14 protein-coding genes are annotated in these 13,207 nt (G+C 67.4%); 2 read left to right on the top strand and 12 right to left on the bottom strand.

The window, feature by feature from the left end; genetic code table 11:
* Nucleotides 1-23: 23 nt before the first annotated feature.
* From ACFPZ3_RS57400 to ACFPZ3_RS57345, 12 genes are all read right to left on the bottom strand, one after another.
* Nucleotides 24-1,358: an MFS transporter gene (locus tag ACFPZ3_RS57400; RefSeq protein WP_379522912.1), complete on the bottom strand. Its 1,335-nt coding sequence runs from the start codon at nucleotides 1,356-1,358 to the stop codon at nucleotides 24-26.
* Entirely contained in the window at nucleotides 1,339-1,794 is a 456-nt protein-coding gene (locus tag ACFPZ3_RS57395) for a cupin domain-containing protein (RefSeq protein ID WP_379522911.1), read from the bottom strand. The genes ACFPZ3_RS57400 and ACFPZ3_RS57395 overlap by 20 nt, the downstream gene beginning before the upstream one ends.
* A complete protein-coding gene (locus tag ACFPZ3_RS57390) occupies nucleotides 1,794-2,849 on the bottom strand; it encodes a Gfo/Idh/MocA family protein (RefSeq protein WP_379522910.1) in 1,056 nt (351 codons plus the stop codon). Before ACFPZ3_RS57390 ends, ACFPZ3_RS57395 begins: the two co-directional genes overlap by 1 nt.
* Nucleotides 2,846-3,772, bottom strand: coding sequence for a sugar phosphate isomerase/epimerase family protein (locus ACFPZ3_RS57385; protein WP_379522909.1), 927 nt, complete (start codon nucleotides 3,770-3,772; stop codon nucleotides 2,846-2,848). The genes ACFPZ3_RS57390 and ACFPZ3_RS57385 overlap by 4 nt, the downstream gene beginning before the upstream one ends.
* Entirely contained in the window at nucleotides 3,769-4,593 is an 825-nt protein-coding gene (locus tag ACFPZ3_RS57380; RefSeq protein WP_379522908.1) for a phosphoenolpyruvate hydrolase family protein, read from the bottom strand. Before ACFPZ3_RS57380 ends, ACFPZ3_RS57385 begins: the two co-directional genes overlap by 4 nt.
* Before the next feature lie 2 nt (nucleotides 4,594-4,595).
* Nucleotides 4,596-5,816 (bottom strand): Tm-1-like ATP-binding domain-containing protein, encoded by a 1,221-nt coding sequence (locus ACFPZ3_RS57375; RefSeq protein WP_379522907.1) that lies wholly within the window; start codon nucleotides 5,814-5,816, stop codon nucleotides 4,596-4,598.
* Between the two features lie 575 nt (nucleotides 5,817-6,391).
* Nucleotides 6,392-7,063: a GntR family transcriptional regulator gene (locus ACFPZ3_RS57370; protein ID WP_379522906.1), complete on the bottom strand. Its 672-nt coding sequence runs from the start codon at nucleotides 7,061-7,063 to the stop codon at nucleotides 6,392-6,394.
* 349 nt (nucleotides 7,064-7,412) lie between these two features.
* Nucleotides 7,413-8,621 carry a cytochrome P450 gene (locus ACFPZ3_RS57365; protein WP_379522905.1) on the bottom strand — a complete coding sequence of 403 codons (1,209 nt, stop codon included), beginning with the start codon at nucleotides 8,619-8,621 and terminating at the stop codon, nucleotides 7,413-7,415.
* A complete protein-coding gene (locus ACFPZ3_RS57360; RefSeq protein ID WP_379522904.1) occupies nucleotides 8,618-9,847 on the bottom strand; it encodes an NAD(P)-binding domain-containing protein in 1,230 nt (409 codons plus the stop codon). Before ACFPZ3_RS57360 ends, ACFPZ3_RS57365 begins: the two co-directional genes overlap by 4 nt.
* Nucleotides 9,844-10,050 carry a ferredoxin gene (locus tag ACFPZ3_RS57355; RefSeq protein ID WP_379522903.1) on the bottom strand — a complete coding sequence of 69 codons (207 nt, stop codon included), beginning with the start codon at nucleotides 10,048-10,050 and terminating at the stop codon, nucleotides 9,844-9,846. The genes ACFPZ3_RS57360 and ACFPZ3_RS57355 overlap by 4 nt, the downstream gene beginning before the upstream one ends.
* 147 nt (nucleotides 10,051-10,197) lie before the next feature.
* Nucleotides 10,198-10,905, bottom strand: a complete 708-nt coding sequence (locus ACFPZ3_RS57350) for a TetR/AcrR family transcriptional regulator (protein ID WP_379522902.1) — start codon at nucleotides 10,903-10,905, stop codon at nucleotides 10,198-10,200.
* Between the two features lie 68 nt (nucleotides 10,906-10,973).
* Nucleotides 10,974-11,606 (bottom strand): TetR/AcrR family transcriptional regulator, encoded by a 633-nt coding sequence (locus ACFPZ3_RS57345; protein ID WP_379522901.1) that lies wholly within the window; start codon nucleotides 11,604-11,606, stop codon nucleotides 10,974-10,976.
* 136 nt (nucleotides 11,607-11,742) lie between these two features.
* Here ACFPZ3_RS57345 and ACFPZ3_RS57340 point away from each other — a divergent pair, with 136 nt between their 5' ends.
* On the top strand, nucleotides 11,743-11,937 hold the full coding sequence (locus tag ACFPZ3_RS57340) for a ferredoxin (RefSeq protein WP_379522900.1): 195 nt from the start codon (nucleotides 11,743-11,745) through the stop codon (nucleotides 11,935-11,937).
* Between the two features lie 58 nt (nucleotides 11,938-11,995).
* Nucleotides 11,996-13,204, top strand: a complete 1,209-nt coding sequence (locus ACFPZ3_RS57335) for an NAD(P)/FAD-dependent oxidoreductase (RefSeq protein WP_379522899.1) — start codon at nucleotides 11,996-11,998, stop codon at nucleotides 13,202-13,204.
* Nucleotides 13,205-13,207: the final 3 nt, after the last annotated feature.

Genomic DNA, 13,207 nt, shown 5'->3' with positions numbered 1-13,207 from the left:
AGGGTCAGCACAACCGCCTGCGCTCACGTTTTGGCATCGCTTGCAGACGTTTGTTCCATCACCTCCCTTTCCAGGCGCTCGAGGCTCGCGCCGCGCGTCTCCCGCGCGCTGAATGCCGCTGCCGAGGCCACCAGGCAGCACAGCGCTCCAAAGATCGCCACGGGCAGCCATCCGGTCGGCCCGGGCTGGAGGATGGCGTAGGACAGCGTGGGTGCGAATCCGGCCAGCAGGTACCCGAACTGTGTGCCCACGGCGACCCCGGAGAAGCGCACCTTCGTCTCGAACATCTCCGTGTAGATCGACAGCTGCATGGCTTGACCGGCCATGAGGAAGATCGTGAAGAGGCATTGCGCGACCGTGAGCATGAAGAGGTTCTTCTCCACCGCGAAGTGGAACTTGACGAACAACATCACGCCCGCGATGAGCACGCCACCGATGAACACCGGCCTGCGGCCGATCCGGTCGGCCAGCAGGCCCCAGAGGGGAATCGACACCAGACCGATCGCCTGGCTGATCGTCCCGAGAGCCACCAGGACTCCCGCGTCGAGACCGATGACTTGCGTGGAGTACGAGAGACCGAACACGCCGGCGATCGACGCCGGGGCGGCCATAAGGCAGCAGAGCACGACCCGGATCAGGTTCTTCCAGTTGCCGCGGAACAGCTCGGGAAGCGGCATGGACCGCCGTTTCTCTCCCTTGACCGCTTCGAACACCTCGGCGTCGTGCAGCCCTCTGCGGATGTAGATGACAATGGCCATGCCGACCGCGCTGATCAGGAAGGGCAGGCGCCAGCCCCACGCGAGCAGGTCCTGCTCAGGAAGCGCCAGCACCGGTATGAAGGCCACCTGTCCGAGAAGGTTTCCGAGAATGGTGCCGGCGTTGGTGAAGCTGACATAGAACGTCCGCTTCCTGGGCGGGGCGTGCTCCATCGTCAGGGTGCTCGAGCCTGCCTGCTCGCCGGCCGCGGAGAAGCCCTGAGCCAGGCGGAGAACCACCAGCGCGATCGGGGCGAAGGTGCCAATCGACTGATAGCTGGGCAGGCAGCCGATCAGGAACGTCGCCGTACCCATCAGGACGATCGTAAAGAGCAGTATCTTCTGCCGCCCCACCCGGTCGCCGAGGTGCCCGAGGATAAGCGCGCCGATCGGCCGGGCGATGTAGGCGGCCCCGAAGGTCGCCATCGCGCCCGCCTGCGCGGCGAAGGTGTCAGCTCCTGGAAAGAACACCCGGCCGAGCACCACGGAGGCGACGATGCCGTACATCGTGAAGTCGAGGTATTCCAGGGCCGTACCGAGAAAGCCGCCGAGTGCTGATCGCCTCGTCTGCTTGAGCTGCTGCTCAGAGGTCAGCTTGGCCATCGTGGTCCTCCCCGTTCGGGGAGTTGGCGGACGTCGCGAGGCTGCCCTGGGCCGGTTCGTCGCATGTCGTGCGGTAGGCGCTGGAGAAACAGATGGCCAGTTCGGCGACGGTGTCCCCCGTGTTCCGGGCGTTGTGCACCACACCCTGGGGAATCGAGATGACGTCACCGACGTTCATGACTCGTTCCTCACCGTTCCAACTGTGGACGATCTGTCCGCGTACGACGGTGAGCACCTCGTCGCAGTTCGGGTGGAAATGCCGCCCGTTCGCCATGCCGACATCGATGAAGCACGTGCCGACCGTCATTGTGGCCGAGTTGCCGATCTCAGCCGAGACACGCCACTCTAGGCGTCCCCACGGCATGGGTACGATGACGTGGTCCGCGCTGCGGCCAAGCCGGCTGTCAATGTTGACTGCCATCGGGTTGTCTGCCATCAGTTCAGGTCCTCCAGTGCGACCTCGTCGCCGTCGGAGAGGATTCCGGCCTCGTATATGCCGGCAAGCTGACGGGCGAATTCGAGGTTCCCCATCGTGGGCTCCGTGCCGGTGCGGACGCAGTCCAGGAAATAGGCCAGCTCGCCGTGCATTCCCTGGGTGAACTCGGCTTTCGTCTCGAGCGTCCCCAGGCTGTCCTGCGGCTCCCAGACCAGCGCGGCCGAATCCAAGCCGGGCGGGGCGAAGTTGCTGGTCGTGGAGTAGTTGAACGCGGTAGCCCGCCAGAATACGACTCGCCTGCCGTTCTCGACCTCAACGGCGCCGTGCATGCCGTACACCGTGTAGCGCTCGAATGGGTGGGCAGGCGAGATCCCCAGTGCCGAGTGGATGCTGGTGAGCGCACCACTCGTGTGCCGGATGACCACGACGTTGGCGCCCTCCCGGCCCCGGTGGACGACCACGCTCTGCGCGGCACCGGCTACGGCGAGCGCGAACGCCGTCGGATGGCACCCGTTGGCCAGCCACATGCTCGGCTCGCCGCGTTCGATCAGCGCCCGATCGCCGTGCGGGATGACCAGCGGGTAGGTTGCGGAGATCGACCGGACATCGCCCAGGGCACTGCTCTCGGCAAGCTCCACCACCTTGGCCGTGGCCGGCATGAACGCTTTCTTGTAGCCAACGACCACTACCCGGCCGGCGCGAGCGCGGATCATGTCGTCGACCCCGCGCACGGTGATCGATGCCGGCTTCTCCATCCACACGTGCAGGCCGGCGTCGAGCGCCTCCAGGGTCAGCTGGGGGTGCAACCTGGGCGAGACGCAGATCAGGACGGCGTCGAGTTCCTCGTTCTCGTACATCGTCGTCGCGGTCTCGTAATGCGGGACCCGCCCGTACTGCTGTGCCGTCCGCGCACCCAACTCGGCGTCGGTGTCGGCGATGGCGACGAGGTCGACCGGCAGGAACGTGAGCAACGGCAGCAAATTGCGGTACGCGTGATCCCCGACACCGACGATGCCGACCCTGACCCGATCTTCGAAAGCTCGCTGATAACTCACTGCTCGATCCCTTCTACGTTCGCCCGCAGGAACGCGATGTCGCGCGCCGTGACCGGGGCGAGGTCGCGCTGACTGAACGGGGTGTCCGCGACTCGACCGTCTCCGTAGTCGTAATCCGGCTTCCACTCGCCGTGCGCCGGGTTAAGGCAGATGACCGGCGACTTTCCGCCGGCGACGACGGCGCTGATGATCTCGCGCACCGGCCAGCTGGTCGCGTCGAGACCGACGTTCCAGTGCGCCCGCGCGGGCTCTTCGGGTGCGGCCTGGCCGCCCTTCACATGGACGTAGCCCAGCAGCGGGCGGAGCGCCTCGTACATCTCGACCGTCGGGTAGGAGCCCATCTGCCAGGAGTTCCCGATATCCCACGTGAGCCGGAACTCCGGGGGCGCGTCGAGCCAGTCGAAGAAGTCGCGGAACTCCTCCGGGGTGGACAGGAAACAGTCGCTGTGTTCGTTCTCAAGGGTTGGGGTGAACCCGGCCTCGAGGATCAGGTCGACCGCCTCGCGATAGACGTCCCTGACCCAGGGGCTGCGCTCCTTCAGGACGGCGACGCAGTTCTCCATAGCGGCCGCGCCGGCCATCGATCCGGCTATGAGGCGGACGTACTTCGGCCGCACCGTCGCGGCGGCGGCGAGCGTCGTGCGCAGGGTCCGCAGGTGCTTCTCGCGAAACGCCTGCGGGTCCTGTTCCACGGTGTCGTCGAAGATTCGGGACGACAGACAGTACGCGCCAAGGCCCCTGTCCGCCAGCGCCGTGGCGATCCGCGCCGCCGTACCCGGGCTCAGCGCGTCGACGCTCTCGCCGTAGATGAATCCCCACAGGTCAACCCATTTGAGACGCCAGCTCGCGATGGTGGCGAGCGCCTGGTCGAAGTCACGGGCCGCCATCGCGTTGAGCACTGTCAACTGAGCGCGCCCGCTCATGCGACCTCGATCGACTTGAGCTCGCGCACGGCCGCGGAGATCGCGGTCTCGGTGGGCAGCCGCTCGACGCTCGACGCGCCGAAGAAGCCGGCCACACCGTGGGTATGGGCCAGGACCTTCGCGACGTCGTCGCGCACGGCGATCGGGCCGCCGTGGCAGAGGACGATAACGTCATCGCGCTCCGCCACCGCCGCGTCTCGGATGGCCTGGACGCGCTCGATCGCCGCGTCCACGCCGATCGCGGTCCGCGCACCGATCGTGCCCGATGTCGTGAGTCCCATGTGCGCCACGACAATGTCGGCACCGGCCGCCGCCATGCTCGCCGCCTGGCTTTCGTCAAAGACGTACGGGCAGGTGAGCAGGCCCCGGTCAGCGGCGGCGCGGATCATCTCGACTTCCATGTCGAACGACATGCCGGTCTCTTCGAGGTTCTGCCGGAAGACCCCGTCAATGAGGCCGACCGTCGGAAAGTTCTGCACCCCGGTGAACCCGATGGCGGCGATCTCGTCGAGGAACCGCGGCATGCTGCGGAACGGATCAGTGCCGCACACGCCGGCGAGCACCGGTGTGTCCTTGACGATGGTCAGCACTTCCGCGGCCATGTTCACGACGATCGCGTTCGCGTCGCCGTACGGCATGAGCCCCGCGAGGGAGCCGCGTCCGGCCATTCGATAGCGGCCCGAGTTGTAAATGATGATGAGATCTGCGCCGCCGTCCTCGGCGCTCTTGGCGGACAGCCCCGTTCCGGCCCCCGCCCCAATGATGGGGCGTCCCTTGCCGACTTGTCCCTTTATCCGCTTCAGGGCGGTGTCTCGGTCCATGCTCACTGTTCTCCTGACGAATTGAGAATCTGCTGATGGAGAAGGTCGGCCATTTCCGTGGCCAGGTCGGGGTCATTGATGTGCGCATGCCGCTTCACCACCGTGACCCGGGGCGACACGTTCGCTTCGAACCCGCCGAACAAGGCCGTGTCCGCCTCCGGGTCGTGGAACGGCTGGCCGGCCATATCGATGGCCGAGACTCCCTGGAGTGGGATCACGGCGGTCACCGGCCCCTGCGCGGTGTTCAGGCGCTCCGCAATCCTGCGGCCGAGTGTGCGTGACTCGTCGACGGTGGTTCGCATGAGAGTGACGGAGGCGTTGTGCACGTGGAGCGTGCGCTCGCGGAACTCGGCCGGGACCGAATCCTTCGGCCCGAAGTTGACCATGTCGAGGGCCCCGAAGCTGACCACCTGCGGAATGCCGGCTCGCCCTGCCGCCGTCAACCGGGTCGAGCCCGCGGAGAAGACTCCTCCAACCAGCTCGTCGGCCAGCTCCGTGGTGGTGAGGTCGAGGACGCCCGCGATCATGCCCGATTCGATGAGGCTTTCCATCGACGCGCCTCCTACGCCGGTGGCGTGGAAGACCAGAACCTCGTAACCGTGTGACTCCAGCCGGGCCCGGGCAGTCTGTACGGCCGGCGTGGTCACGCCGAACATCGTCGCCGCCACAACCGGTCTGCCAGACGGAGCGTCGGTCGCCTTGACCTGGACCATGCCCGCGATCGCGCCGGCGGCGTTGGCGAGAATCGGCAGCGAAACCGAGTTCAGGCCCGCGATGTCGACAACGGAGTACATCATCGTGATGTCACTCGTGCCGAAGTACTGGCGGGTGTCTCCGGCGGCGACCGTCGACACCATGACCTTGGGAAAGCCGATCGGCAACGCCCGCATCACCGTCGTCACGAGCGTGGTTCCGCCGGTCCCGCCCAGCCCGAGCACCCCCTGGATCACCCCCTGGTCCACGAGGTCTCGCACGAGCTTGCGCGCACCCGCGGCCATCACCTCGACCGCGCGGCCGCGATCGTTCAGCGCGCGCAACTCCTGGAGCGAACTTCCACCCGCATCCGCGACAGCGGCGTTGCCGATATCAACGCCGGCGCTGTCTGTGAGGACTCCGGCGTCGACAGTCAGGCTGTCAACACCGGCGGTCTCGAGGGTCTTTCGAAGGAAGTGGTACTCGGATCCCTTGGTGTCGTAGGTCCCGATAAGCGCAACTCTGGCCATCTCACGGCCCTCCTGACTGGCTGGTGTATTGTGTACCACATACCATTCAAGAGATGTCAAGGTGCGCACCGTATCGAACCGGGCCTTGTGAACCCCAGCATCAAGCATTCACGGCAGCTTGATCGACTAGCCCATCTCCATGAAGAAAGCGCCCCTGACCTGGGATAATCAAGGCGGCCAAGCACTCGATAACCGCAGATCGAGGAGCACTTTCCAGGTGTCCGGCCCAACCGCGTGGACCCGTGATCTCACCGTCGAAGCCGGCGGCCACGGCGTGGGCCCTGGGCCGATGCCCATGCCCTTCTGACTTGCTTCACCTTCGCCCTAGCCCTGGCGCCGCCAGACCGAGCAGCCAGCCTCACCCGACCACAATCTCGCGGAGAAAACCCACCTCGGCCCGTAGAACCGACGCCGCCCGCCGCGACTGCCGGGTGGACAGGCTGCCCAGCAGCTTGACAACAAGATCGAGACGGCGGCGTAGATCGGCCCGACCCAGCCGAGCGACCACCTCTCGACTATCCGTGACCGATCAAGGTCAGAACTGCGGGCGGTCCAGACCTCCGCGACCTGCTGAGTTATCCGCGATCGACTGTGAGCGCTCCAGCCAGCGCTCGGCGAACGGTTTCGATGTGTTCACGCATCGCGTTCGTCGCCGCGTCGACGTCAGACTCCTGAAAGGCACGCAGGAGTGCACGACGCTGACGGGCCGTGACGTCCGGAATTTCCGGCTGCCGGTTCGCGAGGCTGCGACCGAGCCGGATCAGCGTGTCGATCCGGTCGAGCGACGCGGCCAATGCCACGTTGTCCGCGCTTTCCACGATGAATCGATGCATGCGCTGGTCAGCGTGCGCGAGCGCCGTCAAGTCGTTTTCTCGCACGGCTCGCTCGGTGTCATCGACGATCCCCGCGAGGCGATCGAGAAAATCCGGAGTGACCCTTGCCGCTGCCAGCCTGACGGCAAGGCACTCAAGCTCCACCCTGACGACGTAGAGGTCGTCGAACTCCTTGAGAGTGAGAACTCGGATGAAGTTTCCTTGATGCGGCCGGTAGTCGATGAGCCCTTCCGTCGCGAGCCGCCCCATCGCATCCCGTATCGGCGTTCGACTGACCCCGAGAATGGCGGAAAGCTGTCTCTCGTCGAGACGGTCGCCGGGCGTTATCTCACCGTCGAGGATGAACTCGCGAAGTCGTTTGTATACGCTCTCGTGGAGCGTTCGCGAGCCAATACGCCCTTCCAGACCATTCACGCGACCATCCTCCCAGGCTCCGCGAACGCGTTGTCAAGCGCGTGCCTACCGAGCCGCACACGACGGCGCAAGATCGGCGCCTGGGCCTGTGGGTGCCGAATACTGGCTACAGGGTTTGATCTGGGGCTTTGTTGTGCTCGAAGGCTCGGATCCGACAGGATCGCAGGATGACTCTGAGGCTGCTGCACTCGATCGCCTTCCCGGCTATACGGCTGGATCGCGCTGCTCGCCCGATCAAGGGCGTCTAAAGATCCAGAGATGGGTGGTGAAGCCGCCGCGGTGTCTCAGGCAGGTAGTTGTCGGCAAACGTGACCAGCTACGGCACTAGCGTTCATGGCTGAGGGCGCCGCTAACGGGTGATCATGAGCTTGCGCACCCCGTAGTTGGTGCCCGTGGTGTCCATGGGAACTTCTTCGAGCGGTACGGCCAGTCGCAGGCCGGGGAAGCGCTGGAAGAGCTTGGGCAGGACCGTCCTCAGCTCGGCGCGGGCGACGTTCTGGCCGAGGCAGGCGTGCACGCCGTATCCGAAGCCGAGGTGGCGGACCATCTTGCGGTCGAGGTCCAGGGACTCGGGGTCGGCGAAGACGCGCGGGTCGCGGTTGGCGGCGTTCATGGCGACCACCACGAGTTCGCCCTGCTTGATCGGCTGTCCGCCGATCTCCAGGTCCTCCTTGGCGACCCGGCCGAGGCCGAACTGCACGATGGTGAGGTAGCGCATCAGCTCCTCGATCGCCGTACCGATCCTCTCGGGGTGTTCGAGCAGGTCCTTGCGTTGCTCGGGGTGGGTGAGCAGGGTCAGTGTGGACAACCCCATCATGGCCATCGTGGTGTCGTGCCCGGCGAACAGCAGCAGGACGCCCATTCCGATCAGCTGCTTGTTCGTGAGCGGCGAGTCGTCGTCATCGGCCCGTTCGATGAGTTCGGCGAGGATGCCGTCGGTGGCGCCGGTGCGGCGCTTGGTCTCGACCAGCTTCGTGATGTAGTCGATCAGCCAGTACGCGCCCTTGTCCCGCTCCTGGCGGGGCCTGCCCATGTCCATCATGACCTCGGTGGCATGGTGGAAGCCGTCGCGGTCCTCGTACGGGACGCCGAGCAGCTCGCAGATCACCAGGCACGGGATCGGCAGCGCCATGGCCTGGACGAAGTCGAACGTCTGCGGCCCCGCCTCGATCGTGTCCAGGTGCGCTTCGACGATCTTGTCGAGGTACGGCTGGAGCTTCTGCTGCACCGACTTGGGGGTGAACCGGCTGGTGAGCATGCGCCGGTAGATGCCGTGGTCCGGCTCGTCCATCATGACGAAGCCCGGGTCGAACGGCGCGTCGTTGCCCGGTTCGTCACTTTCGGGAGTGTCGTGGCGGGGACGTCTGGCGCCCATACGCGGGTCGCCGAAGACCTGGCTGCCCTCCTCGAACCGGGTGACCAGCCATCCGGTCCGGCCGTTGGGAAACCGTACGCGGACGATGGGCTGTTCCTCGCGCAGCCGGGTGTACAGCAGCGGCGGGTCGAGCGGGCGCCTCGGTTCGCGGACGACGGGCTGCCTGACCAGGTTCTCGGTCATTTCTCCTCCTGCTTGGTGTAGTCCTCGATGGCGGCGGTGATGCCGGTGTGGGTGGCGGTGGCCTTGCACCAGCCGACGTAGACGGCGAGCTGCAGCACGGCCTCGCGGAGTTCGCCGGGCGTGATCTCGCCGCTGACCAGGGCTCCCTTGGCCTGGATCTGGATGAGGTCGGCGCGTCCGACCGCCGCGGCGACCCCGAGGGTGAGCAGCCGCCGGTCCCGTACGGACAGTCCGGGGCGGCTCCAGACCTGGCCGAAGAGGAAGTCGACGGTGGCGTCCGTGAACGGATGGCTCTCCCCGTCGAATCCTTGGGAGAAGCCGGGGCCGTAGACCTCGTCAGCCATCGCCAGGCCGAGCGCGCGGACGTCCGTGGCGGCCGCCGCCGGTTCGGTCTCCATGCCGAGGGTCTGCGGCACGTGGGCGCGCGTGAGCTCCACCAGCGGTGCGTCCACGCCGAGCGTCCTGGCGAGGTCGCGGGCCGCGTCCAGGTCCTTGGTCATCAACGGACTCACCTGGCATCCGACGGCCTCGGGAAGGGCGCCGTCGTCACCCCGCATGCGGAGCAACTGCAGCAGCGTCCGGCCCTCGGGGTCGGCCGCGTCGATCACCTCGGCCAGCCGCGCCGGGTCGACGCCGGCCGCCTCGGCCAGCGCGGCGGCCTCCTCGACGGTGCGCCAACTGCCGTACGTGATGACGTTGCGGGCGATCTTCGTGGCCATGCCCGCGCCGATCGGGCCGCAGTGCACGACCTGCTTGGCCCAGTCGCGGAGCACGGGCAGCGCCCGGCCTGCCGTCTCTTCGTCACCGCCGAGGATGGCGACCATGCCGTTCTGGGCAGCCTTGTCGCCGGGGGTGACCCCGCAGTCCAGGAATCCGACCCCGTGCTCGGCACACAGCCGCGCCAACTCGTGGACGACCGGCACCGCGACGGTGGACAGCAGCACGATCGTCTGTCCGGGCCGGGCCGCCGACAACAGGCCATCCGGCCCGCCGATCACCTGCCGTGCCTGGTCGGCGTCGACGACGGCGACCATGATGACGTCGCTGTGCGCGCTGACCTCGGCCGGTGAGGCCAGCACAGCGGGCACGCCGGCGAGCCCGTCCGCCGCATCGGCGCGAACGTCGTAGACGGCTGGGACACGGCCACGGCGGGCGAGGCTGACGGCCACGCCACCACCGATCATGCCCAGGCCGACTACTCCGGCTCGCTCCTTGTCCTGTGTCATGCGTTGTCTCCCACGAGCACCTGGATCGCGGCTGCCGGGCACACGGCCGCGGCCTCGTGCACCTTGTCGTGCTGGTCCTTCGGCGGCTCGGCATCGAGGAGAACGACCACGCCGTCCTCGTCCCGCTGATCGAACACGTCGGGCGCGGCCAGCACGCACTGGCCGGCGCCGCAGCACTTGTCGAAGTCGATGGAGATATGCATCGGAGCCTCCAGACCGAGGGACGGGCGAAAGCTCGCCCACTCACCTAACTAAGTTCACTTAGGACTGTACCTCTCGGCTTCGAGTGCTCTACACCGGGTTTGACGTGCTGAGGGCGCCCTATCGCTGTGGCGCGCGGCGTCGGAGGGCTACTGGCCGGCCTCGGAATCGTCCTCGGCCATGAGTGCCCGGATCTGCCGGACGGTGTCGGTGGCGACGGGGCGAAGGTGGGCGGCACCATCCGGCCCTGCGACGAGTGAGGCGACGAGGCCATCGGCCACATTCAGCGTCAGGTCCGCCACCGACGCTTCGAGGAACAAGCTGTGATTGAGCGCCACGAGACCGTGCAGCCCGGCCCACAACGTCAGCGCCGCCTGCTCCACAGGTAGAGACAGCATCTCCCCGGCCTCCTGGCAACGCGTGAACCCCGCGCGGAACCGGCCCGAGACCCGGCGCGCTGGATGCAAGCCGATCCTCGACATCTCCGCCGGCGGCTGGCGTACCTCGAACATGAGCCGGTAGTGGCCGGGATTGTCCAGTGCGAACTGGCAGTAGGCACGGGCCTGCGCCCGCAATCGCTCCCGCGGATCGGCGTCGCCGGCGTTCGCGTCGGCGGCGGCCATCTGCGCGGCCAGGTCGTCGTACTTGTCGGCCAGTGCCGACCATACGAGCTCGAGCTTGTCGCTGAAGTGCAGATAGATGCTCGGAGCCGCGACTCCGACCTCCTTGGCGACGGCCCGGATCGTGAGTTTCTCCGCGCTGCCCCAGGTGATGAGCAGGCGGTTGACCGCGTCCAGGATCTCTCGGCGCAGTTGGTCACCCTGCCCCCGCGGGCTACGCCTGCGCTCTGCCGGCACGATCGCCACCTCCCTCGCGCAAGCTTACGAGCGCTCCGTGCCATCGCGCCCGTAGCCAGTCCGTTGTGTCAGTCAATGGTGGTGAGTGATCGCGCGAGGTCGTCGACGAACGCGTGCACGTCGCCGAGTTGCCACAGACCGCTCGCGGAGCGGTCCAGCAGGAGACGCCCGTGCACCGACGACCACACCGACATGGCCGCTGTTTCGGGGGCCTGGGTCAGGCGCATGCCCGTCTCGGCCAGTCGCGCGACCGCCGTGCGCCAGCGCTCGGCGACCTGAGCCGTGCCGTCCGCGACGGGGGCCGCGAACATCACCCGGAAGCTCGCCGGATGCTCCTCGGCGAATCGGCAGTAGGCGTGAGCCACCGCCGCAAGCCGGCCGGCCGGCGGCCGAGCGGCCGCCTCTTCGTCCGCCTGATCCATCACCTCGACGAGCCGCGCGAAGAGGCGGCTGAATGCGGCCCGGGTGAGCTCTTCCTTGTCGGCGAAATGCAGGTAGATGGCGGGGGCGGTGATGCCCGCCTCGCGCGCCACCTCACGCAGGGACAGCGGCATGGGCCGCATGCGCCGCTCGTCGGCGATGAGCCGGATCACGGCCTCGATGATCTCCTCGCGCAGTTTGTCGCCCTCTCCACGGGCATTGCGAGGTCTCCGTCCGGCGGAGCCTGGCGCAGGCGAGGAGGAGTCGGCGCGGTGGGGCATGCCTCCAGCCTCGCACAGGAAAGGCCCTGGTCGGGCAGTGGTTCATCTCACACGTCACCAGCTTGTCATCCATAACTAAACGATCGTAAATTTACGTTCGTTTAGTTCACCGAGCGCCCCCGGATGGGAGGCATCCATGCACATCACCATCGATGAGGCCAAGTGCTGCGGAGCCGGCCAGTGTGTCCTGGCCGCCCCTGACGTGTTCGACCAGCGCGACGAGGACGGCGTCGTCGTCCTGCTCGACGCGCGGCCGCCGGCCGGCCAGCACGACAAGGTTCGCGACGCCGCGGCCGTCTGCCCGGCTGCGGCGATCGAGACGCACGCATGAGTGACCACGGCGCGCCGCCCTCTGGCGCCTTCGCGAAGCTCACCACGGGGGAGCGAGCATGAACGCGCCGCGCGCCATCGTGGTCGTCGGCGCCTCGGCCGCCGGCCTGGCCGCCGTCGAAGGACTGCGCCGTTCCGGGTTCGACGGACGGCTCGTCCTCGTAGGGCAGGAGAAGCACTTTCCCTACGACCGGCCCCCGCTGTCCAAACAACTTCTCGCCGGTGACTGGACCGCCGAGCGGCTGCTGTTGCGCTCGCCCGAGGTCTACGACGACCTCGAGGTGGAGGTCCACCTTGGAGTACGGGCGCGAGGACTGGACCCGGCTTGCCGCGAGGTCCATCTGGAAACCGGTGATCCGATCCGCTACGACGGCCTTGTCGTCGCAACCGGCGTTCGTCCGCGAAGGCTACGCGGGAGCGACGGCATCGAAGGCGTCCATGTGCTGCGCACCCTGGACGATGCGCTCGCGCTGAAGAAGTCGCTGAGCGAACGCCCCCGTCTGGCGATCGTCGGCGGCGGATTCATCGGCGCGGAGGCAGCCGCCGTCGCCCGCGGTCTGGGTTGTGAGGTCACCATGGTGACCGACCAGGAGGTGCCGCTCGCCGACGCGGTCGGCCCCGGCATCGGGGCCATGCTGACGGACGTGCACCGTGAACACGGTGTGTCGGTCGTGACAGGGGCGCCGGTCGAGTGCGTCGTCACCGACGGCCGCCATGCCACAGGGGTGCGGCTCGCCGACGGGCGCACCATCGAGGCGGGCGCCGTCGTCGTCGGCATCGGAGCCCGGCCCAACATCGAATGGCTCGCCGCAAGCGGGATCCCCGTCGGCGACGGCGTCGAGTGCGATACCACCCTCCACGCGGGCGGCAACGTGTGGGCCGCCGGCGACGTGGCCTCCTGGCCCGACCCGGTCTCCGGCGAGCGCCTGCGCGTCGAGCACCGTACGAACGCCTCCGAACAGGGTCTTGCCGTGGCGCGCAACATCCTCGCAGGACCCGAGGCCGCCACGCCCTTCGTCACCGTGCCCTACGTCTGGTCAGACCAGTACAACCTCAAGATCCAGATCCACGGCCGGACGCGCGGCGCCGATCGGATGCGTGTCGTCGAGGGAAGCATCGAGGAGCGGAAGTTCACCGCGCTGTACGGGAGACAAGGACGCGTCACCGCCGCGCTGGGCGTGAACATGGTCCGCCCGCTCCGCTCCCTTCGCGCACTCGTCGCATCCCACGCAGCCTGGGACGAAGCCCTCACCGGCGCAGCCGCCTGACGT

It is taken from the genome of Nonomuraea insulae (assembly GCF_042656245.1).
The sequence above is the reverse complement of the archived record's forward strand: the minus strand, read 5'-3'. Positions and strand labels throughout refer to the sequence as shown.

Bases quoted from the DNA above. Each gene is read 5' to 3' on its own strand.
- ACFPZ3_RS57400 (WP_379522912.1), bottom strand. From the start codon at position 1,358: ATGGCCAAGCTGACCTCTGAGCAGCAGCTCAAGCAGACGAGGCGATCA.
- ACFPZ3_RS57395 (WP_379522911.1), bottom strand. From the start codon at position 1,794: ATGGCAGACAACCCGATGGCAGTCAACATTGACAGCCGGCTTGGCCGC.
- ACFPZ3_RS57385 (WP_379522909.1), bottom strand. From the start codon at position 3,772: ATGAGCGGGCGCGCTCAGTTGACAGTGCTCAACGCGATGGCGGCCCGT.
- ACFPZ3_RS57380 (WP_379522908.1), bottom strand. From the start codon at position 4,593: ATGGACCGAGACACCGCCCTGAAGCGGATAAAGGGACAAGTCGGCAAG.
- ACFPZ3_RS57375 (WP_379522907.1), bottom strand. From the start codon at position 5,816: ATGGCCAGAGTTGCGCTTATCGGGACCTACGACACCAAGGGATCCGAG.
- ACFPZ3_RS57365 (WP_379522905.1), bottom strand. From the start codon at position 8,621: ATGACCGAGAACCTGGTCAGGCAGCCCGTCGTCCGCGAACCGAGGCGC.
- ACFPZ3_RS57360 (WP_379522904.1), bottom strand. From the start codon at position 9,847: ATGACACAGGACAAGGAGCGAGCCGGAGTAGTCGGCCTGGGCATGATC.
- ACFPZ3_RS57355 (WP_379522903.1), bottom strand. From the start codon at position 10,050: ATGCATATCTCCATCGACTTCGACAAGTGCTGCGGCGCCGGCCAGTGC.
- ACFPZ3_RS57345 (WP_379522901.1), bottom strand. From the start codon at position 11,606: ATGCCCCACCGCGCCGACTCCTCCTCGCCTGCGCCAGGCTCCGCCGGA.
- ACFPZ3_RS57340 (WP_379522900.1), top strand. From the start codon at position 11,743: ATGCACATCACCATCGATGAGGCCAAGTGCTGCGGAGCCGGCCAGTGT.
- ACFPZ3_RS57335 (WP_379522899.1), top strand. From the start codon at position 11,996: ATGAACGCGCCGCGCGCCATCGTGGTCGTCGGCGCCTCGGCCGCCGGC.